Genomic DNA, 20,488 nt, shown 5'->3' on the forward strand with positions numbered 1-20,488 from the left:
GAATTTGAGTGGAGAAAACCATGAGTGCAGTCCAGAGCGTAGGTCCGCAGGCCCTGCCGGCGTTGCAGGAACAGGTCGAACAGATCATTGCCGAAGCCCGGCGCCAGGGTGCCAGCGCCTGCGAAGTGGCGGTATCGCTGGAGCAGGGGTTGTCGACTTCGGTGCGCCAGCGTGAAGTCGAGACCGTCGAATTCAACCGTGACCAGGGTTTTGGCATCACCTTGTACGTGGGCCAGCGCAAAGGCTCGGCGAGCACCTCGGCCAGCGGCAGCGAGGCGATCCGGGAAACCGTCGCCGCCGCCCTGGCAATTGCCAAGCACACTTCCGAAGACGAGTGCGCCGGGCTTGCCGATCCGGCGCTGATGGCCCGCGAGCAGGCGGATTTCGACCTCTATCATGCCTGGGACATCACCCCTGAGCAGGCCATCGAAAAGGCCCTGGAGTGCGAAGCCGCAGCTTTCGATGCCGATGCGCGGATCAAGAACGCCGACGGCACCACCCTCAACACCCACCAGGGCTGTCGCGTGTATGGCAACAGCCATGGCTTTATCGGCGGCTACGCTTCGACCCGGCACAGCCTGAGCTGCGTGATGATTGCCGAAGCCGACGGGCAGATGCAGCGCGACTACTGGTATGACGTCAATCGCCAGGGCGAATTGCTCGCCGACCCGCGCAGCATCGGTATCCGCGCTGCGCAACGGGCAGCCAGCCGCCTGGGCGCGCGTCCGGTACCCACCTGTGAAGTGCCGGTACTGTTCTCGGCCGAGCTGGCAGGGGGGCTGTTCGGCAGCTTCCTTTCGGCGATTTCCGGCGGCAACCTGTACCGCAAGTCTTCGTTCCTCGATGGTGCCATGGGCCAACGGCTGTTCCCGACCTGGCTGACCCTGGACGAGCGCCCGCACCTGCAGCGTGCCCTGGGCAGCGCCGCGTTCGATGGTGACGGCCTGGCCACCTATGCCAAGCCATTCGTTGAAAACGGCCAACTGGTGTCCTACGTGCTGGGTACCTATTCCGGGCGCAAGCTGGGCTTGCCGAGCACCGCCAACGCCGGCGGCGTGCACAACCTGTTCGTCACCCATGGGGTCGAAGACCAGGCTGCCCTGCTGCGGCGCATGGGTCGTGGGCTGCTGGTTACCGAGCTGATGGGCCATGGTCTGAACATGGTCACCGGCGACTACTCGCGCGGTGCTGCAGGCTACTGGGTAGAAAACGGCGAGATTCAGTTCGCCGTTCAGGAAGTGACGATCGCCGGTAATATGAAGGATATGTTCCAGCAAATTGTCGCGATTGGTAATGATCTGGAAACCCGCAGCAATATTCACACAGGCTCGGTGCTGATCGAGCGGATGACCGTCGCGGGCAGTTAACGCCCGGTGTTGCTCCCCCTTCGAAGCCCGGCCATGTGTCGGGCTTTTTGTTTTTCTTTTTTCATCTTGTTGAACTGATTCTGATTATCACTTAATAATGAATATCATTATCTAGGCGATGATGTTCATGAAACCAGTCCTCCACGAATTGCCCTACCTGGAAAACTGGCGCTGGCTGAGCCGGCGCATTCGCTGTGCACTCGATCCGGACGAGCCGCGCCTGATCGAGCACTACCTCACCGAAGGCCGTTACCTGGTGTGTTGCACCGATACCAGCGCCTGGACCATCGCCTTGACTTCATTCCGCCTGCTGCTGGACACCGCCTGCGATCGCGCGCTGCCCTGGCATTGGCGCTGCCTGTGCCTGGACAAGGCCTGGCGGCCGCTGCTGGAGCTGCGCAACCTCGATCGGCGCGAAAACAACCAGCGCTGGCAGCCCTTCGCCCTGCAACTGGCGAACTGCGTGCTGCTGCCTTCGGTTTCCTACGATGAACTGATGCAAGGACTTGATGATGAGTAATACCCGTATCGAGCGCGACAGCATGGGTGAACTGCTGGTGCCAGCCGAGGCCCTGTATGGCGCCCAGACCCAGCGCGCGGTAAACAACTTCCCGATCAGCCAGCAACGCATGCCGACCCAGTTCATTCGCGCACTGCTGCTGGCCAAGGCTGCTGCGGCCAAGGCCAATATCGAGCTCAAGCAACTGGAGCAGGCCCGCGGCGAGGCGATCGTCAAAGCCGTGGAGCAGTTGCTGGCCGCTGACTTCATGCAGCATTTCCCGGTGGATATCTTCCAGACCGGCTCCGGTACCAGTTCGAACATGAACGCCAACGAGGTGATCGCGACCCTGGCCAGCCGCGTGCTGGGCGATACGGTCAACCCCAACGATCACGTCAACTGCGGGCAAAGCAGCAACGACATCATCCCCACCACCATTCATGTCAGTGCCGCGCTGGCCCTGCACGAGCAGTTGCTGCCGGCGCTGCAGCATCTGGTCAAGGTGATCGACGCCAAGGCCGAGCAGGTGCATCCGTTCATCAAGACCGGCCGCACCCACCTGATGGATGCCATGCCGGTGCGCATGAGCCAGGTGCTGGGTGGATGGTCGGCGCAAGTCAAGGCGGCCATTGCTCATCTGCAAGCCACCTTGCCAAGCCTGCAAGCCCTGGCCCAGGGCGGCACCGCCGTGGGCACTGGCATCAATGCCCATCCTGAGTTCGCTGCGCGCTTCAGCCAGCAACTGACAGCGCTTACCGGCGTCGAATTTGTTCCGGGGCACAACCTGTTCGCTTTGATTGGTTCGCAAGACACCGCTGTGGCGGTATCCGGCCAGCTCAAGACCACCGCTGTGGCACTGATGAAAATCGCCAACGACCTGCGCTGGATGAACTCCGGGCCGCTGGCCGGCCTGGGCGAAATCGAGCTCGAAGGCTTGCAGCCGGGCTCTTCGATCATGCCAGGCAAGGTCAACCCGGTAATCCCGGAAGCGACCGCCATGGTCGCCGCGCAGGTGATCGGCAACGACGCGGCCATCGCCGTGGCCGGGCAGTCGGGCAACTTCGAACTCAACGTGATGCTGCCGATCATTGCCCAGAACCTGCTCAGCAGCATCGAGCTGATGGCCAATGCCAGCCGCTTGCTGGCCGACAAGGCGATTGCCAGCTTCACGGTCAATGAACCCAAGCTCAAGGAAGCCCTGGCGCGCAACCCGATTCTGGTCACTGCCCTGAACCCGATCATCGGCTACCAGAAGGCTGCCGAAATCGCCAAGACCGCTTACAAGCAAGGCCGCCCGATTATCGACGTAGCCCTCGAAAACACCGACCTGCCGCGCAGCCAGCTTGAAGCGCTGCTCGATCCGGAAAAGCTCACCGCCGGCGGGATCTGAGCCGGCCCACCGCTCTGGAGGTTTGTCATGCAGCACTGGAAACGCACCACCGAAATTGCCAACCGCCTGTTCGAACAGGGCGAGTTGGTCGATGCCCGCGAGTTGTATCTGCAAGCCCTGGCGCTTGCCCAGGTGTTGTTCGAACGCTGGCATGACGCCGACGAAGCGGTGGCCGTGTGCGTCATCGCCCACCACAACCTGGCTGACCTGCACCTGCGGCTGAATCAGCCGCAGGAAAGCGCCGAGTACCTGTGCGCCATTCACCAGCGGTTGTTGCAGACCGCCCAGGACCCGCGCATGGCGCCGATGCTGCGCGAAGCTGCGTTGCGCCACAGCAGCAAGACCTACACCGAGTTGCTGAGCTTCATCAGCGAGTACGGCCAGTACCCCCGTACCGAACGTCTGCTCTACCGGCACGAGCCGCAGCCGGCCCTGCATGCCGGTCAGGAAAGCGCCGCGCCTTCAGTCCTACAATATGGAATCCAGTGATATGCCTTATACCTTGCCTGCATTGCCTTACGCCTACGATGCGCTGGAACCGCACATCGATACCCAGACCATGCAGATTCACCACAGCAAGCACCACCAGACTTACATCAACAACCTCAACGCGGCGGTCGAAGGCAGCGAGTATGCCGAGTGGCCGGTGGAAAAACTGGTGGCCAGCGTCAAGCAACTGCCGGAAAAATTGCACAACGCGGTAATCAACCAGGGCGGTGGTCACGCCAACCATTCGCTGTTCTGGACCGTGATGTCGCCCCAGGGCGGCGGCCTGCCACAAGGCGCAGTGGCCAAGGCCATTGATGAGCAATTGGGTGGCTTCGAGGCGTTCAAGGACGCCTTCACCAAGGCTGCGCTGACTCGCTTTGGCAGCGGCTGGGCCTGGCTGAGCGTGACCCCGGCCAAGACCCTGGTGGTTGAAAGCAGTGGTAATCAGGACAGCCCGCTGATGAACGGCAATACGCCAATCCTCGGCCTGGACGTCTGGGAGCATGCTTACTACCTGCTGTACCAGAACCGTCGTCCGGAATACATCAACGCCTTCTACAACGTGATCGACTGGTCCGAGGTAGAGCGTCGTTACGCAGCTGCGCTTGTGTGAGTCGCAGCGCAATGCGTTCGGATGTGATGTCCATTGCCGGCGTGCGGCTGTTTCGCCTGGCGCTCGGTACCCTGTTGCTGCTGGTCGGCTTCGCCCTGCTGGTGGCCCAGGGTATCGCCTGGCTGGACCTGGAACCGCGCATGTTACGGGCGCTCGAAGGCGGTGCGCTGTGCGCCCTGGGTACGGCCCTGGGCGCGGTGCCGGTGCTGGTGATCCGCAACATGCCAGTGGCGTTGGCCGATACCTTGCTGGGCTTTGGTGCCGGGGTGATGCTGGCGGCCACGGCCTTTTCGCTGATCATTCCCGGGCTGGATGCCGCCCAGGCCATTGGCCTGGGTAAATGGGGCGCCGGTGGTTTGGTCAGCTTCGGCTTGCTGTTCGGGGCCTTCTGCCTGTACCTGGTCGACCTCAAGGTGTCCGGTGCATCGCCCGAGGCCCTGGTCGGCACGCCGCAGCAACCGGTGATCGCCGCGCGGATCTGGGTGTTCGTCATTGCCATCATTGCCCATAACATCCCCGAAGGCATGGCCATTGGCGTGTCTGCCGGTGGTGGCATGCCCGATGCCGACAGCCTTGCCATGGGCATTGCCCTGCAGGATGTGCCGGAAGGCCTGGTGATCGCCCTGGTGTTGGCAGGGGCGGGGATGGCCCGCTTCAAGGCGTTTCTGATTGGTGCGGCTTCTGGTCTGGTCGAGCCGCTGGCAGCGGTGGTGTGTGCCTGGCTGGTGACCGTGGCAGAGTTGTTGCTGCCACTGGGCTTGGCGTGTGCTGCCGGGGCGATGTTGCTGGTCGTGACCCAGGAAATCATTCCCGAGTCGCGCAGCAATGGCCATCACCGGCTAGCCAGCCTGGGCCTGTGCATCGGCTTCTGCCTGATGATGGTGATGGATACGGCGCTTTCGTGAGAAAACGGGGGCGGTTACTCGCCCTCGTCGAAGTAATTGTTGATCAGTTCGATCAGGGCGTTGAGTGCATCATCGTCCTGCTCGCCCTCGGTGTGCAGATGAATGGCGGTGCCCTTGCCGGCCGCCAGCATCATGACCGCCATGATGCTCTTGCCATCAACCAGGGATTGCGGATTACGCCCAACGCGAACCTGGCAGGGAAACTTGCCCGCAACGCCAACGAACTTTGCCGCTGCCCGGGCGTGCAGCCCCAGCTTGTTGATGATGGTGATTTCTTTTGCGGGCATCGAGGCGCTGGTCCTGTGGGCTAGAGGTCGCGGTGGCGAACCTGGACATTCTTTAACGATTGTTGCAGTAACTGGCCCAGACGCTCGGTCAGGTACACCGAACGGTGGTGGCCACCCGTGCAGCCAATGGCAATGGTGACATAGGCACGGTTGCTGGCGGCAAAGCGCGGTAACCACTTGAGCAGGTAGCTGGAGATGTCCTGGAACATGTCCTCGACATCCGGCTGCGCAGCCAGGTAATCGATCACCGGTTGTTCCAGGCCCGAATGGTCGCGCAGTTCCGGCTTCCAGTAAGGGTTGGGCAGGCAGCGCACATCGAACACCAGGTCGGCATCGACCGGCATGCCGCGTTTGAAACCGAAGGATTCGACCAGGAAGGCCGTACCGGGCTCCGGCTGGTTGAGCAGGCGCAATTTGATCGAGTCACGCAACTGATACAGGTTCAGGTTGGTGGTATCGATCTTCAGGTCGGCGAGGTCGGCAATTGGCCCGAGCAGCTCGCTTTCGACTTCGATCGCTTCGGCAAGCGAGCGTTCGTTGTTGGTCAGCGGGTGGCGGCGGCGGGTTTCCGAGAAGCGCTTGAGCAATGTTTCTTCATCGGCATCCAGGTACAGCACATCACACTGGATGTGCCGGCTACGGGCGTCCTCAAGCAGCTCGGGAAAGCGCGACAAGTGGCTGGGCAAGTTGCGCGCGTCAATCGAAACGGCCACCTTGGGCTGCATCAATTCCGTGTTGATCAGGGCGCTTTCGGCCAGTTGCGGCAGCAAGCCAGCAGGCAGGTTGTCGATGCAGTAGTAGCCGTTGTCCTCAAGTACATCGAGGGCGGTACTCTTGCCGGAGCCAGACCGGCCGCTAACGATGATCAAGCGCATGTTCAATGCCCGTTCTGTACGTCCAGTACGACCTGGTACAAGGCTTCGTTACTGGTGGCCGCACGCAGTTTTTCGCGTACGTCCTTGCTATCGAGCATGCTGGCGATCTGGCGCAGCAGCTCCAGGTGCGCATCGGTAGCCGCTTCCGGGACCAGCAGTACGAACAGCAGGTCGACCGGGGCGCCATCGATGGCGTCGAAATCGATAGGGGCGTCAAGGTGCAACAGCGCGCTGACCGGCGACTCACAGCCCTTGAGGCGGCAGTGGGGAATGGCAATGCCGTTGCCGAAGCCGGTGGAGCCCAGTTTCTCCCGGGCGATCAAGGCTTCGTACACGATCTGGGTGTCCAGCTCGGGCACTTCTCTGCCGATCAGATTGGCGATCTGTTCGAGCGCACGCTTTTTACTGCCGCCCGGCACGTTCACAAGGGAACGGCCGGGGGTCAGGATGGTTTCAAGTCGGATCATGGATGAGGGGGATCAGCGGGCCGCTGCACCTTGCAGCAGGCTTTGCTGTTTTTCCTTGTGTTTTTTCAGTTGGCGGTCGAGCTTGTCGGTCAAGGCGTCGATCGCTGCATACATGTCTTGGTGTTCGGCATTTGCAACCACTTCGCCGCCGGGAATGAACAGCGTCGCTTCAATCTTCTGCTGCAGCTTCTCGACCTTCATGATTACCGTCACATTGGTAATCTTGTCGAAATGCCCCTCCAGTCGTTTCAATTTCTGCTCGACGTACTCACGCAGGGGCTGAGTAACTTCTACATGCTGTCCACTGATATTGACTTGCATACAGCTTCTCCTTTGTTGCCGGTGCATAAGAGGCAGGTATTGCGCCTGCCACTGAACTGCGGTGGCACACCTCAGGAGCCGTTACATCAATCGCTTGCGCTCGCTCGACGGTGCGATGCCGAGGGACTCGCGGTACTTGGCGACGGTGCGACGTGCTACCTGGATGCCTTGTGCCTCCAGTAAACCAGCGATCTTGCTGTCACTCAATGGCTTTTTCTGATTTTCCGCTGCAACCAGTTTCTTGATGATTGCGCGGATCGCCGTGGACGAGCATTCGCCGCCTTCGGAGGTGCTGACGTGGCTGGAGAAAAAGTACTTCAGCTCGTAAATTCCGCGCGGCGTGTGCATGTATTTCTGCGTGGTCACCCGGGAAATGGTCGACTCGTGCATGCCCACCGCTTCGGCGATGTCGTGCAGCACCAGCGGCTTCATCGCCTCGTCACCGTGATCGAGGAAGCCGCGCTGGTGCTCGACGATCTGGGTGGCGACCTTCATCAGGGTTTCGTTGCGGCTTTGCAGGCTCTTGATGAACCAGCGCGCCTCCTGCAACTGGTTGCGCATGAAGGTGTTGTCGGCGCTGGTGTCGGCGCGACGGACGAAACCGGCGTACTGCGGGTTGACCCGCAGGCGCGGGACCGCTTCCTGGTTGAGTTCGACCAGCCAGCGCTCGTTGTCCTTGCGCACGATCACGTCGGGCACCACGTATTCGGCTTCGCTGGACTCGATTTGCGAGCCCGGGCGCGGGTTGAGGCTCTGTACCAGTTCGATGACCTGGCGCAGCTCGTCTTCCTTGAGCTTCATGCGGCGCATTAGCTGGCTGTAGTCGCGGCCGCCGAGCAGGTCGATGTAGTCGCTGACCAGACGCTGGGCTTCGGCCATCCACGGGGTACGCGGCGGCAGCTGGCGCAGTTGCAGCAGCAGGCACTCGCTGAGGTTGCGCGCGCCGATGCCGGCAGGTTCGAATTGCTGGATACGGTGCAGCACGGCTTCGACTTCATCCAGCTCGATGTCGAGCTCGGGGTCGAAGGATTCGCAGACTTCTTCCAGGGTTTCGTCGAGATAACCCTGGTTGTTGATGCAGTCGATCAGGGTCACGGCGATCAGCCGGTCGGTGTCGGACATCGGTGCCAGGTTGAGCTGCCAGAGCAGGTGGCTCTGCAAGCTTTCGCCAGCCGAAGTGCGGGTGGTGAAGTCCCACTCGTCATCGTCGTTGCTGGGCAGGCTGCTGGCGCTGGTCTGGTAGATGTCTTCCCAGGCGGTGTCGACCGGCAACTCGTTGGGGATGCGCTCGTTCCACTCGCCCTCTTCGAGGTTGTCCACCGTTGGGGCGGTCTCCTGGAAGCTGGTTTCCTGAACGTCGGCGACGGGTTTGCTCTCGGCGTTGTCGGCCATCGGGTCGCTGTTGTCGAAGTCGTCGCCTTCTTCCTGGCGCTCGAGCATCGGGTTTGATTCCAGCGCTTCCTGGATTTCCTGCTGGAGGTCCAGGGTAGAAAGCTGGAGCAGACGTATGGCCTGTTGCAACTGCGGGGTCATCGTCAGTTGCTGGCCCATTCTTAGGACGAGCGATGGTTTCATGGCAGGGGCTTAACACCTTATTTGCCGGCGCACATGCGCCATCCACTACAAGGGCACCGAAGCGCCAACTTTAAGCAAATTATATGCCTGAAATTGCAGCGTTTGCCTAGAGCGCCGTAACAATTAAGCCATTATCTGGCTTGTTTACGAGCGCTCCGGCAGCGCCTTACACCTTGAGCCTACAGGCGGAACTCATGGCCGAGGTAAACCTCTTTGACCAGGTCGTTGGCCAGGATGGTCTCTGCATCGCCTTCGGCGATCAGTTGGCCATCGTTGACGATGTAAGCGGTTTCGCAGATATCCAGGGTTTCACGGACGTTGTGGTCGGTGATCAGAACGCCAATACCCTTGGCCTTCAGGTGGTGGATGATCTGCTTGATGTCGCCGACCGAAATCGGGTCGACACCGGCAAAGGGTTCGTCGAGCAGGATGAACTTGGGCGCGGTGGCCAGGGCGCGGGCAATCTCGACGCGGCGGCGTTCACCACCGGAGAGGCTCATGCCGAGGTTGTCGCGGATGTGGCTGATGTGGAACTCCTGCAGCAGGCTTTCCAGCTCTTTGCGCCGGCCATCGCGGTCCAGGTCCTTGCGGGTTTCGAGGATCGCCATGATGTTGTCGGCCACCGACAGCTTGCGGAAGATCGAGGCTTCCTGCGGCAGGTAGCCGATACCGGCGCGGGCGCGGCCGTGCATGGGCTGGTGGCTGACATCGAGGTCGTCGATCAGGACGCGGCCCTGGTCGGCCTGGACCAGGCCGACGATCATGTAGAAGCAGGTGGTCTTGCCGGCGCCGTTAGGGCCGAGCAGGCCGACGATCTGGCCACTGTCGATCGACAGGCTGACGTCGCGGACCACTTGCCGGCTCTTGTAGCTCTTGGCCAGGTGCTGGGCTTTGAGGGTTGCCATTTACTCGGCCTTCTTCTTCGGCTGGATCACCATGTCGATACGCGGACGCGACTCGGTGACTTTGCCACCGCGACCGGCGGTAGCGATCTGTTTCACCGTGTCGTAGACGATTTTCTCGCCCTCGGTGGTGTTGCCTTCGTTGATGACCTTGGCGCGGTCGATCAGGACGATGCGGTTTTGCGGCGCATTGTACTGGATGGTCTTGCCGTAGCCCTGCATCTTGTCTGGCTTGGCGGCGCTCTGCTGCTGCTCGAAGTAGGCCAGGTTGCCCACCGAGGTCACCACGTCGATGTCGCCACCGGCGGTACGGGTGATGGTCACGGTGTTGCCTTTGATCATCATCGAACCCTGGGTGATGATCACGTCACCGGTGTAGGTGGCGATGCCTTTTTTGTCGTCCAGTTGAGCGTGGTCGGCCTGGATGCGGATCGGCTGGTCACGGTCGTTCGGCAGGGCCCAGGCGCTCGCGCTTCCCAGTGCTGCGCTCAGGCTGAGCAAAAAGGGGAGGGTTTTAACGAGCCTCATACTGTCCTCTTACGTTGGACAGCAGGTCCATCCTGCCGTCTTTCAAATACGCTTTCATTCCATTGCCCGTAGTGACGCCACCGGCGCCGTCGATTCTAACGGCTTGCTCGGTTTGCGCATATTGCTTCTGCGGGAATACCGTCATGCGGCTGCTGGTAATGATCATGGTGCGGTTCTTTTCGTCGGTGCGGGCGACCCTTACCGAATCGATCAGTTCGACTTCGCTGCCGTCGGGGTTGACCTCGCCGCGCTCGCTCTGCACGTGCCACGGATAAGTGGTGCCGCGGTACATCTGCAGGTCGGGCTTGGTCAGCAGGGTGACTTCGCTGGCCTTGAGGTGCTCGACCTTGTCGGCGGTCATCTCGTACTGCATCTTGCCATCGGGCAAAAACTGCACGCTGTGGGCGTTCACCGCGTAATAGTCGATGGCGCTCTGGTCCGGCCCGGCAACCGGCTTGTTGTCGAGGAAGCTCTCGGGGCTGATGTTCCAGTAGCCGACCGCCACCAGCAGGGCGGCGATCACACTGAACAGCGCAATGTTGCGGATTTTCTTACTGAACATGTGTCGCTCTACAGGTAATGGGCGTTGGCCGCGTCGAGGTTGCCCTGGGCTTGCAGGATCAGTTCGCAGAATTCGCGGGCTGCACCTTCGCCGCCACGTGCCAGGGTTACCCCGTGGGCGTGCTCGCGGACGAACGCGGCAGCATTGGCCACCGCCATGCCCAGGCCGACCCGGCGGATTACCGGCAGGTCAGGCAGGTCGTCGCCCAGATAGGCGACCTGTTCATAGCTTAGGTTGAGCTGGCCAAGAAGCTCGTCCAATACCACCAGTTTATCTTCCCGGCCCTGGTACAGGTGAGGAATGCCGAGGTTCTTTGCCCGGCGCTCGACCACCGGGGTCTTGCGACCGCTGATGATCGCCGTGGTCACGCCCGAGTTCATGAGCATCTTGATGCCCTGGCCGTCGAGGGTGTTGAAGGTCTTGAATTCGCTGCCATCTTCGAGGAAGTACAGGCGACCGTCGGTGAGCACGCCGTCTACGTCAAAAACCGCCAGTTTGATGGCCTTGCCGCGCTGGAGCAGGTCCTGGGTCATTTACATCACTCCCGCACGCAACAGGTCGTGCATGTTCAGGGCGCCGACCGGGCGCTCGTCCTTGTCGATCACCACCAGGGCGCTGATCTTGTGGTCTTCCATGATCTTCAGGGCTTCGGCGGCGAGCATCTCGGCGCGGGCGGTCTTGCCGTGGGCGGTCATGACTTCTTCGATGAGGGTCTTGTGCACGTCGATATTGCGATCGAGGCTGCGGCGCAGGTCGCCGTCGGTGAAGATCCCGGCCAACCGTCCGTCGGCTTCGAGCACCACGGTCATGCCCAGGCCCTTGCGAGACATTTCAAGCAGCGCGTCCTTGAGCAGGGTGCCGCGTTGCACCTGCGGTAGCTCGTCGCCGGCGTGCATGACGTTCTCGACTTTCAGCAGCAGGCGTCGGCCGAGGGCGCCGCCGGGGTGCGAGAAGGCGAAATCTTCAGCGGTAAAGCCGCGGGCCTCGAGCAGGGCGATGGACAGGGCGTCGCCCAGCACCAGCGCTGCGGTAGTCGAGGAGGTCGGTGCCAGGTTCAGCGGGCAGGCCTCCTGGGCAACGCGGGCGTCGAGGTTGACCTCGGCGGCCTTGGCCAGGGGCGAATCGGGGTTGCCGGTGAGGCTGATCAGCTGGATACCCAGTCGCTTGATCAGTGGCAGCAGGGTGACGATCTCGGCGGTGGAGCCCGAGTTGGACAGGGCCAGGATCACGTCGTCGCGGGTGATCATGCCCATGTCGCCATGGCTGGCTTCGGCCGGGTGAACGAAAAACGCCGGCGTACCGGTGCTGGCCAGGGTCGCGGCGATCTTGTTGCCGATGTGCCCCGACTTGCCCATGCCGACCACCACCACCCGGCCCTTGCTGGCCAGGATCAGCTCGCATGCCTTGACGAAATCGGCGTCGATGTGGGCCAGCAGGCCCTCAACCGCCTCGAGTTCGAAACGGATGGTGCGCTGCGCGGATTGGATCAGGTCGCTGGATTGGCTCATGTCGAAAATCGGATTGCCTGATGAAAAGGCGGCGATTATAGCGGTAATGGGCGAAAGCCTCACCTTGTGATTGTCATACATTCGCCCGGTTGGCTTAACCATAGCTGAACAAGCACTTCGGCGGCCTTGGGGCGGCCCTATCAGCGGTGCTATAGTTCGCCGCTGTTCGGCCCGCTTGGTGCGTGCGTGCCTCCACGAAGGGGGCGCGCGTCTGAGTGAGAAGGCTGCATCGCAAGGAGTCTAGATGAGCGTTGATAACGCCTACGCGGTCGAATTGAAGGGCGTTTCCTTCAAGCGCGGTTCGCGCAGCATCTTCAATAATGTCGACATACGCATTCCCCGTGGCAAGGTTACCGGCATCATGGGGCCTTCCGGGTGCGGCAAAACCACGCTGCTGCGGCTGATGGGTGCACAACTGCGCCCGGCCAGTGGCGAGGTCTGGGTGGCCGGGCAGAACCTGCCGACCCTGTCGCGCAGTGACCTGTTCGATGCCCGCAAGCAGATGGGCGTGCTGTTCCAGAGTGGCGCGCTGTTCACCGATCTCGATGTGTTCGAGAACGTCGCCTTCCCGTTGCGCGTGCATACCCAGCTGTCTGACGAGATGATTCGCGACATAGTCCTGATGAAACTCCAGGCTGTTGGCCTGCGTGGCGCCATCGAGCTGATGCCCGACGAGCTATCCGGCGGCATGAAACGTCGTGTGGCGCTGGCCCGGGCGATTGCCCTGGATCCGCAAATCCTCATGTACGATGAACCGTTCGTCGGCCAGGACCCGATTGCCATGGGCGTGCTGGTGCGGCTGATCCGCCTGCTCAACGATGCCCTGGGCATCACCAGCATCGTGGTTTCTCACGACCTGGCCGAAACCGCCAGCATCGCCGACTACATCTACGTGGTCGGTGACGGCCAGGTATTGGGGCAGGGCACGCCGCAAGAGCTGATGGGCTCCGACAACCCGCGCATTCGTCAATTCATGAAAGGCGATCCGGATGGCCCGGTGCCCTTTCACTTTCCTGCGCCGGATTACCGCGCCGATCTTCTGGGGAAGCGTTGATGCGCAGAAAATCCTTACTCGAACGTATTCGTCGCTTTGGCCGATCGGCCATCGACGTGCTGGCCATTCTCGGCCGCTCCTTCCTGTTCCTGCTGCATTCGCTGGTCGGGCGCAGCGGCACTGGCGGCGGCTTTCAGTTGCTGGTTCGCCAGCTCTATTCGGTTGGCGTGCTGTCGCTGGCGATCATCGTCGTGTCCGGTGTGTTCATCGGCATGGTCCTGGCCCTGCAGGGCTTCAGCATCCTCACCAAGTACGGTTCGGAGCAGGCGGTGGGGCAGATGGTCGCCCTGACCCTGCTGCGTGAACTGGGCCCGGTGGTTACTGCGCTGCTGTTCGCCGGCCGTGCAGGCTCGGCGCTGACCGCCGAAATCGGCAACATGAAGTCCACCGAGCAGCTGTCCAGCCTGGAAATGATCGGTGTCGATCCGCTCAAGTACATCGTCGCGCCGCGGCTGTGGGCCGGTTTCATCTCGCTGCCGTTGCTGGCTTTGATCTTCAGCGTGGTCGGTATCTGGGGTGGTTCGTGGGTGGCCGTCGACTGGCTGGGCGTTTACGAGGGCTCGTTCTGGGCCAACATGCAGAACAGTGTTTCCTTTACCGACGATGTGCTCAACGGGGTGATCAAAAGCCTGGTGTTTGCCTTCGTCGTGACCTGGATTGCCGTATTCCAGGGTTATGACTGCGAGCCCACTTCAGAAGGGATCAGTCGTGCCACCACCAAGACCGTGGTCTATGCCTCATTGGCAGTCCTGGGTCTGGACTTTATTCTGACCGCCTTGATGTTTGGAGATTTCTGATGCAAAACCGCACCCTGGAAATCGGTGTCGGCCTGTTCCTCCTGGCCGGGATCCTGGCGCTGATCCTGCTGGCCCTGCGCGTCAGCGGCCTGTCGGCGAGCCCGAGCAGCGACACGTATAAACTTTATGCAAACTTCGACAATATCGCCGGTTTGACGGTCAGAGCTAAAGTGACCATGGCCGGTGTGACCATCGGCAAGGTCACTGCCATCGATCTGGATCGTGACACCTTCACCGGTCGGGTGACGCTGCAGCTGGAAAAACGGGTCGATAACCTGCCTGTCGATTCCACTGCATCTATCCTCACCGCAGGGCTGCTCGGCGAGAAATACATCGGTATCAGCGTGGGCGGAGAAGATGCGGTGCTCAAGGATGGTGCAACCATCCACGACACCCAGTCGGCGCTGGTACTGGAAGACCTGATTGGCAAGTTCCTGCTCAATACCGTTGGCAAAGAAGCTAAATAAGGAGTTTCCATGATTTCTATCCTGCGACGCGGCTTGCTGGTGTTGCTGGCAGCACTGCCGCTGATGGCCAGTGCAGCTGCTCTGTCACCCAAGCAGGTGATCGAGAAGACCACCACCCAGTTGCTGGCTGACCTGAAAGCCAACAAGGAGCAATACAAGGCCAACCCGAGCGCCTTCTACGATGCGCTCAATGCCAACCTGGGGCCGGTCGTCGATGCCGATGGCATCTCGAAAAGCATCATGACCGTCAAGTATTCGCGCAAGGCTACCCCGGCGCAGATGCAGCGCTTCCAGGAAAACTTCAAGCGCAGCCTGATGCAGTTCTACGGCAACGCCCTGCTCGAGTACAACAACCAGGGCATTACCGTCGGCAACGAGAAGAAGGATGGCGACGACCGTGCCAGCGTCGACATGAGCGTCAAGGGCAACAACGGTGCTGTCTATCCGGTGTCCTACACCCTAACCAGACTCGACGGCGAGTGGAAGGTGCGTAACGTCATCGTCAACGGCATCAACATCGGCAAGCTGTTCCGTGACCAGTTCGCCGACGCCATGAACCGCAACGGCAACGACCTGGACAAGACCATCGACGGCTGGGCGGGCGAAGTGGCCAAGGCCAAGGAAAGCACCGAGCAAGCGGCCGAGAAGCAAGGGCAATGAGCGACAGTGTCGTGACCATGAGCGAGCCAGGCGTATTGAGCCTGGCCGGGGTGCTCGACTACCGCAGCGGGCCGGCCTTGCGCAAGCAGGGCAAGGCCCTGATTGCGGCGTGCAAGGCCCCCGGGCTGGTGCTCGATTGCGCGCAGGTGGAGAAGTCCAGCAGCGTCGGCCTGTCCCTGCTGCTGGCCTTCATGCGCGACGGCAAGGCGGCCGGCAAGGCCGTCGAGGTTCGCGCCATGCCCCAGGACATGCGGGAAATTGCCGAGGTTTATGACCTTGACGAGGTGCTGGCCGGTCAATGACCGCCAGCCAGTGACTGGCCCCTCTGTCAGAGTCTCCGATTACGGGGTTCGCAGGCGAGGGGCTTTTTTGTATGATGGCCGACCCGCGCGCAAAGGGCGCCGATTGAGGTTGAGCATGCAGGCCGTAGAAGTTAAGAACTTCCTTGAAGAAAAGTTGCCGGGAACCCGGGTCGAAGTTGAAGGCGAAGGCTGCAACTTCCAGTTGAACGTGATCAGCGACGAATTGGCGGCCCTGAGCCCGGTCAAGCGTCAGCAGCAGATCTATGCTCACCTTAACCCGTGGATCACCGATGGCAGCATCCATGCGGTAACCATGAAATTTTTCAGCAGCGCAGCCTGGGCTGAGCGCACCTGAGCCAACTTGGCGGCGAGACTCTAATGGACAAACTGATTATTACTGGCGGCGTTCGCCTCGATGGCGAAATCCGCATTTCCGGGGCAAAGAACGCTGCCCTGCCGATCCTGGCGGCCACCTTGCTCTGCGATGGCCCGGTCACCGTTGGCAACCTGCCGCACCTGCACGACATCACCACGATGATCGAGCTGTTCGGCCGCATGGGCATTGAGCCGGTGATCGACGAGAAGCTCTCGGTCGAAATCGACCCGCGTACCATCAAGACCCTGGTCGCGCCGTACGAGCTGGTGAAAACCATGCGTGCCTCGATCCTGGTACTGGGCCCGATGGTCGCCCGTTTTGGCGAAGCCGAAGTGGCCCTGCCTGGCGGTTGCGCCATTGGTTCGCGTCCGGTCGACCTGCACATCCGCGGCCTTGAGGCCATGGGCGCGAAGATCGAGGTCGAAGGCGGCTACATCAAGGCCAAGGCCCCAGAAGGCGGCCTGCGTGGCGCGCACTTCTTCTTCGATACCGTCAGTGTCACCGGTACCGAGAACATCATGATGGCTGCAGCCCTGGCCAAAGGCCGCAGCGTGCTGCAAAACGCCGCGCGCGAGCCGGAAGTGGTCGACCTTGCCAACTTCCTCAACGCCATGGGCGCGAAAGTCCAGGGCGCTGGTACCGACACCATCACCATCGATGGCGTCGAGCGCCTGGGTTCGGCGACCTACCGGGTCATGCCTGACCGTATCGAGACCGGTACCTACCTGGTTGCCGCTGCCGTGACTGGCGGTCGCGTCAAGGTCAAGGACACCGATCCGACCATCCTCGAAGCCGTCCTTGAAAAACTCAAGGAAGCCGGCGCCGAAGTCACCACCGGTGAAGACTGGATCGAGCTGGACATGCATGGCAAGCGGCCGAAAGCCGTCAACCTGCGTACCGCTCCGTACCCGGCGTTCCCGACCGACATGCAGGCGCAGTTCATCTCGCTCAACGCCATTGCCGAAGGCACTGGCGCGGTAATCGAGACGATCTTCGAAAACCGCTTCATGCACGTCTACGAGATGCACCGCATGGGTGCCCTGATCCAGGTCGAAGGCAACACTGCCATCGTTACCGGGACCAAGACCCTCAAAGGCGCTCCAGTGATGGCCACCGACCTGCGGGCTTCGGCCAGCCTGGTGCTGTCGGCGCTGGTTGCCGAAGGCGATACCCTGATCGACCGCATTTACCACATCGACCGTGGTTATGAGTGCATCGAAGAGAAACTGCAGATGCTCGGCGCCAAGATCCGCCGCGTGCCGGGCTAGTCTGTGAGTGGCGCAGGGACGCGCCAGCCAATTGCTGCACCGAATTGAATGCGGTCGGGCCTGTTAGCGCCCGGCCGGCTGTAGCCGCATAAGGACCGACGTTTCCCATGTTGACCATCGCGCTATCCAAAGGTCGGATTCTCGACGATACCCTGCCGCTGCTGGCGGAAGCCGGTATTGTGCCGACCGAAAACCCGGACAAGAGCCGCAAGCTGATCATCCCGACGACTCAGGAAGACGTGCGTCTGCTGATCGTGCGCGCCACCGACGTGCCGACCTACGTCGAGCATGGTGCCGCCGACCTGGGCGTGGCCGGCAAGGACGTGCTGATGGAGTACGGTGGCCAGGGCTTGTACGAGCCGCTGGACCTGCAGATTGCCCAGTGCAAGCTGATGACCGCCGGCAAAGTCGGCGCTGCCGAGCCCAAGGGCCGTCTGCGCATAGCCACCAAGTTCGTCAACGTCGCCAAGCGCTACTATGCCGAACAAGGCCGTCAGGTCGATATCATCAAGCTGTATGGTTCGATGGAGCTGGCGCCGCTGATTGGCCTGGCCGACAAGATCATCGACGTTGTCGACACCGGTAACACCCTGCGTGCCAATGGCCTGGAACCCCAGGAACTGATTGCCACCATCAGCTCCCGGCTGGTGGTCAACAAGGCTTCGATGAAGATGCAGCACGCCCGCATCCAGAGCCTGATCGACACCCTGCGCCAGGCTGTCGAATCGCGACACCGCGGCTAAGACTTTCTACCTCCTGCGCGCGACCTTCGCTGTCGCGCCCGTCTATCCGCGTCATAGCCAATTTTCTCGGGTGCCCGCGCGGATGGACTGGTAGCTTAGGGCGCCTGAGCATTCGCCATTTATGAGGCCCTCGCTATGACCACGTCCACTGCAATCGCCCGACTCAATGCCGCTGACCCGGATTTCGCCCGACATCTGGATCATCTGCTGAGCTGGGAAAGTGTCTCTGACGACGCGGTCAACCAGCGCGTACTCGACATCATCAAGGCCGTGCGCGAGCGTGGCGATGCGGCGCTGGTGGAGTTCACCCAGCGCTTTGATGGCGTGCAGGCGACTTCGATCAACGACCTGATCCTCGGTCGCGAGCGCCTGGAACTGGCCCTGACCCGCATCACCCCGGCCCAGCGCGAAGCCCTGGAAAAAGCCGCCGAGCGCGTGCGCAGCTACCACGAGCGACAGAAGCAAGACTCCTGGAGCTACACCGAAGCCGACGGCACTGTGCTTGGCCAGAAGGTCACGCCGCTGGATCGTGCCGGCCTGTATGTGCCGGGCGGCAAGGCGTCGTACCCGTCATCGGTACTGATGAACGCGATTCCGGCCAAGGTCGCCGGCGTTGGTGAAGTGGTCATGGTGGTGCCGACCCCGCGTGGCGAGGTCAATGAGCTGGTGCTGGCCGCCGCTTGCATCGCCGGTGTTGACCGGGTTTTCACCATCGGTGGCGCCCAGGCGGTTGCCGCCCTGGCCTATGGCACCGAAAGCGTGCCGCAGGTCGACAAGGTGGTCGGCCCGGGCAACATTTATGTCGCCACCGCCAAGCGCCATGTGTTCGGTCAGGTCGGTATCGACATGATTGCCGGCCCGTCGGAGATTCTCGTGGTCTGTGACGGCCAGACCGATCCGGACTGGATCGCCATGGACCTGTTCTCCCAGGCCGAGCACGACGAAGACGCCCAGGCGATTCTGGTCAGCCCCGACGCCGAATTCCTCGACAAGGTCGCAGCCAGCATCGACAAGTTGCTGCCGACCATGGAGCGCGCCGAGATCATCAAGACCTCGATCAACGGCCGTGGTGCGCTGATCCAGGTGCGCGACATGCAGCAGGCCATGGACGTTGCCAACCGCATTGCCCCTGAGCACCTGGAGCTGTCGGTCGCCGACCCGCAGGCCTGGCTGCCGCAGATTCGCCACGCCGGCGCGATCTTTATGGGCCGCCACACCAGCGAAGCCCTGGGCGATTACTGCGCAGGCCCCAACCACGTACTGCCGACTTCCGGCACCGCGCGCTTCTCGTCGCCGCTGGGGGTGTATGACTTCCAGAAGCGTTCGTCGATCATCTTCTGCTCCGAGCAGGGCGCTTCCGAGCTCGGCCACACTGCCTCGGTACTGGCCCGTGGCGAGTCGCTGACCGCCCACGCCCGCAGCGCCGAATACCGCATCCTTGCCGACAAGAAGGGGAACTGAACATGAGTAAATTCTGGAGCCCCTTCGTCAAGGACCTGGTGCCTTACGTGCCGGGCGAGCAGCCAAAGCTGGCCAGGCTGGTCAAGCTCAACACCAACGAGAACCCCTACGGCCCGTCGCCCAAGGCGCTGGAAGCCATGCGCGGCGAACTCAACGACAACCTGCGCCTGTACCCGGACCCCAACAGCGACCTGCTAAAGCAGGCGGTAGCGGACTACTACGGTGTGCAGGGCAACCAGGTGTTCCTCGGCAACGGTTCGGATGAAGTGCTGGCGCACATCTTCCATGGCCTGTTCCAGCACGATGCGCCATTGCTGTTCCCGGACATCAGCTACAGCTTCTACCCGGTCTACTGCGGCCTGTACGGCATCCCGTTTGAAGCAGTGGCGCTGGACGAGCAGTTCCAGATCCGGGTCGCTGACTACCGCAAGGCCAACGGCGGGATCATCTTCCCCAACCCCAACGCGCCGACCGGTTGCCTGCTGGCCCTGGAGGCCATCGAGCAACTGCTCGAGGCCAACCCCGACTCGGTGGTGGTGGTCGATGAAGCCTACATCGACTTTGGCGGCCAGACCGCCATCAGCCTGGTGGATCGCTACGACAACCTGCTGGTCACCCAGACCCTGTCCAAGTCGCGCTCGCTGGCCGGCCTGCGGGTAGGCCTGGCGGTCGGCCATCCGGACCTGATCGAGGCGCTGGAGCGGATCAAGAACAGCTTCAACTCCTATCCACTGGACCGTATGGCGATTGTGGGTGCGGCGGCGGCGTTCGAGGACCGTGCTTACTTTGAAGAAACCTGCCGCAAGGTGATCGACAGTCGCGAGAAGGTGGTAGCTGAACTCACTGCCCGTGGCTTTGAAGTACTGCCCTCGGCAGCCAACTTCATCTTTGCCCGGCACCCGCAGCAGGATGCCGCCGAACTGGCAGCGCGCCTGCGCGAGCAGGGGGTGATCGTGCGTCACTTCAAACAGGCGCGGATCGCCCAGTTCCTGCGCATCACCATTGGTACCCCGGAGCAGAATCAGGCGTTGCTTGATGCGCTGAACTGAAACTTCTCAATCCTTATCGCGGG

General features: G+C 61.7%; 26 protein-coding genes. 16 read left to right on the forward strand and 10 right to left on the reverse strand.

Translation table 11 applies throughout. From position 1 onward, the window contains the following. The first annotated feature begins 20 nt into the window (after positions 1–20). The 6 genes from pmbA to LOY37_RS04920 all read left to right on the forward strand — a co-directional run bounded on the left by pmbA (position 21) and on the right by LOY37_RS04920 (position 5,263). Positions 21–1,367: a metalloprotease PmbA gene (gene pmbA / locus LOY37_RS04895; RefSeq protein ID WP_045196325.1), complete on the forward strand. Its 1,347-nt coding sequence runs from the start codon at positions 21–23 to the stop codon at positions 1,365–1,367. 118 nt (positions 1,368–1,485) lie between these two features. Then, entirely contained in the window at positions 1,486–1,887 is a 402-nt protein-coding gene (locus LOY37_RS04900) for a FagA protein (RefSeq protein WP_258716394.1), read from the forward strand. After that, positions 1,880–3,256 (forward strand): lyase family protein, encoded by a 1,377-nt coding sequence (locus LOY37_RS04905; protein WP_258716395.1) that lies wholly within the window; start codon positions 1,880–1,882, stop codon positions 3,254–3,256. Before LOY37_RS04900 ends, LOY37_RS04905 begins: the two co-directional genes overlap by 8 nt. 27 nt (positions 3,257–3,283) lie before the next feature. Next, entirely contained in the window at positions 3,284–3,745 is a 462-nt protein-coding gene (locus tag LOY37_RS04910) for a hypothetical protein (RefSeq protein ID WP_045196331.1), read from the forward strand. 1 nt (position 3,746) lies between these two features. Then, a complete protein-coding gene (locus LOY37_RS04915; protein WP_045196333.1) occupies positions 3,747–4,358 on the forward strand; it encodes a superoxide dismutase in 612 nt (203 codons plus the stop codon). An 11-nt stretch (positions 4,359–4,369) separates the two neighbouring features. Further along, positions 4,370–5,263: a ZIP family metal transporter gene (locus LOY37_RS04920; protein WP_045196335.1), complete on the forward strand. Its 894-nt coding sequence runs from the start codon at positions 4,370–4,372 to the stop codon at positions 5,261–5,263. 14 nt (positions 5,264–5,277) lie between these two features. On the opposite strand, the gene LOY37_RS04925 is transcribed toward LOY37_RS04920, so the two are convergent. The 10 genes from LOY37_RS04925 to LOY37_RS04970 form a co-directional block, all read right to left on the reverse strand. Further along, a complete protein-coding gene (locus LOY37_RS04925; protein ID WP_045196337.1) occupies positions 5,278–5,550 on the reverse strand; it encodes an HPr family phosphocarrier protein in 273 nt (90 codons plus the stop codon). A gap of 20 nt (positions 5,551–5,570) precedes the next feature. After that, complete coding sequence (gene rapZ, locus LOY37_RS04930) at positions 5,571–6,425, reverse strand: RNase adapter RapZ (protein WP_045196339.1); 855 nt, start codon at positions 6,423–6,425, stop codon at positions 5,571–5,573. 2 nt (positions 6,426–6,427) lie between these two features. Beyond that, positions 6,428–6,892, reverse strand: a complete 465-nt coding sequence (gene ptsN, locus LOY37_RS04935; protein ID WP_045196342.1) for a PTS IIA-like nitrogen regulatory protein PtsN — start codon at positions 6,890–6,892, stop codon at positions 6,428–6,430. A gap of 12 nt (positions 6,893–6,904) precedes the next feature. Beyond that, entirely contained in the window at positions 6,905–7,213 is a 309-nt protein-coding gene (gene hpf, locus LOY37_RS04940; protein ID WP_010223385.1) for a ribosome hibernation-promoting factor, HPF/YfiA family, read from the reverse strand. Positions 7,214–7,294: 81 nt separating this feature from the next. Beyond that, positions 7,295–8,788: an RNA polymerase factor sigma-54 gene (locus LOY37_RS04945; protein WP_045196344.1), complete on the reverse strand. Its 1,494-nt coding sequence runs from the start codon at positions 8,786–8,788 to the stop codon at positions 7,295–7,297. Positions 8,789–8,967: 179 nt separating this feature from the next. Then, a complete protein-coding gene (gene lptB, locus LOY37_RS04950; protein ID WP_038996944.1) occupies positions 8,968–9,693 on the reverse strand; it encodes an LPS export ABC transporter ATP-binding protein in 726 nt (241 codons plus the stop codon). Continuing rightward, positions 9,694–10,218 carry a lipopolysaccharide transport periplasmic protein LptA gene (gene lptA, locus LOY37_RS04955; protein WP_045196347.1) on the reverse strand — a complete coding sequence of 175 codons (525 nt, stop codon included), beginning with the start codon at positions 10,216–10,218 and terminating at the stop codon, positions 9,694–9,696. It abuts the gene before it with no gap. Beyond that, complete coding sequence (lptC, locus tag LOY37_RS04960) at positions 10,205–10,780, reverse strand: LPS export ABC transporter periplasmic protein LptC (protein ID WP_045196349.1); 576 nt, start codon at positions 10,778–10,780, stop codon at positions 10,205–10,207. Before lptC ends, lptA begins: the two co-directional genes overlap by 14 nt. An 8-nt stretch (positions 10,781–10,788) precedes the next feature. Next, entirely contained in the window at positions 10,789–11,313 is a 525-nt protein-coding gene (locus LOY37_RS04965; protein WP_045196351.1) for an HAD family hydrolase, read from the reverse strand. Continuing rightward, the gene (locus LOY37_RS04970; RefSeq protein WP_045196353.1) at positions 11,314–12,288 is read right to left on the reverse strand and encodes a KpsF/GutQ family sugar-phosphate isomerase; all 975 of its coding nucleotides are present in this window, start codon (positions 12,286–12,288) and stop codon (positions 11,314–11,316) included. Positions 12,289–12,532: 244 nt separating this feature from the next. On the opposite strand from LOY37_RS04970, the gene LOY37_RS04975 reads away from it, so the two are divergent. The 10 genes from LOY37_RS04975 (at position 12,533) to hisC (ending at position 20,465) form a co-directional block, all read left to right on the forward strand. Next, the gene (locus LOY37_RS04975; RefSeq protein WP_045196354.1) at positions 12,533–13,342 is read left to right on the forward strand and encodes an ATP-binding cassette domain-containing protein; all 810 of its coding nucleotides are present in this window, start codon (positions 12,533–12,535) and stop codon (positions 13,340–13,342) included. Continuing rightward, positions 13,342–14,139 carry a lipid asymmetry maintenance ABC transporter permease subunit MlaE gene (mlaE, locus tag LOY37_RS04980; protein WP_045196357.1) on the forward strand — a complete coding sequence of 266 codons (798 nt, stop codon included), beginning with the start codon at positions 13,342–13,344 and terminating at the stop codon, positions 14,137–14,139. The genes LOY37_RS04975 and mlaE overlap by 1 nt, the downstream gene beginning before the upstream one ends. Further along, positions 14,139–14,606, forward strand: coding sequence for an outer membrane lipid asymmetry maintenance protein MlaD (mlaD, locus tag LOY37_RS04985; RefSeq protein ID WP_010223376.1), 468 nt, complete (start codon positions 14,139–14,141; stop codon positions 14,604–14,606). The genes mlaE and mlaD overlap by 1 nt, the downstream gene beginning before the upstream one ends. 9 nt (positions 14,607–14,615) lie before the next feature. Next, the gene (locus tag LOY37_RS04990) at positions 14,616–15,266 is read left to right on the forward strand and encodes a phospholipid-binding protein MlaC (protein WP_045196359.1); all 651 of its coding nucleotides are present in this window, start codon (positions 14,616–14,618) and stop codon (positions 15,264–15,266) included. Continuing rightward, positions 15,263–15,568 carry a lipid asymmetry maintenance protein MlaB gene (locus LOY37_RS04995; protein WP_045196361.1) on the forward strand — a complete coding sequence of 102 codons (306 nt, stop codon included), beginning with the start codon at positions 15,263–15,265 and terminating at the stop codon, positions 15,566–15,568. The genes LOY37_RS04990 and LOY37_RS04995 overlap by 4 nt, the downstream gene beginning before the upstream one ends. A 115-nt stretch (positions 15,569–15,683) precedes the next feature. Beyond that, a complete protein-coding gene (locus LOY37_RS05000) occupies positions 15,684–15,923 on the forward strand; it encodes a BolA family protein (RefSeq protein ID WP_010223373.1) in 240 nt (79 codons plus the stop codon). A 23-nt stretch (positions 15,924–15,946) separates the two neighbouring features. Continuing rightward, the gene (murA, locus tag LOY37_RS05005; RefSeq protein ID WP_010223372.1) at positions 15,947–17,212 is read left to right on the forward strand and encodes a UDP-N-acetylglucosamine 1-carboxyvinyltransferase; all 1,266 of its coding nucleotides are present in this window, start codon (positions 15,947–15,949) and stop codon (positions 17,210–17,212) included. Positions 17,213–17,319: 107 nt separating this feature from the next. Next, complete coding sequence (gene hisG, locus LOY37_RS05010) at positions 17,320–17,955, forward strand: ATP phosphoribosyltransferase (protein WP_038996931.1); 636 nt, start codon at positions 17,320–17,322, stop codon at positions 17,953–17,955. Positions 17,956–18,090: 135 nt separating this feature from the next. After that, positions 18,091–19,416 (forward strand): histidinol dehydrogenase, encoded by a 1,326-nt coding sequence (hisD, locus tag LOY37_RS05015; RefSeq protein ID WP_045196365.1) that lies wholly within the window; start codon positions 18,091–18,093, stop codon positions 19,414–19,416. Positions 19,417–19,418: 2 nt separating this feature from the next. Then, positions 19,419–20,465 carry a histidinol-phosphate transaminase gene (hisC, locus tag LOY37_RS05020; RefSeq protein WP_093388186.1) on the forward strand — a complete coding sequence of 349 codons (1,047 nt, stop codon included), beginning with the start codon at positions 19,419–19,421 and terminating at the stop codon, positions 20,463–20,465. Positions 20,466–20,488: the final 23 nt, after the last annotated feature.

Origin of the sequence: Pseudomonas sp. B21-012 (genome assembly GCF_024749305.1) — a bacterium.
Lineage (GTDB): Bacteria > Pseudomonadota > Gammaproteobacteria > Pseudomonadales > Pseudomonadaceae > Aquipseudomonas.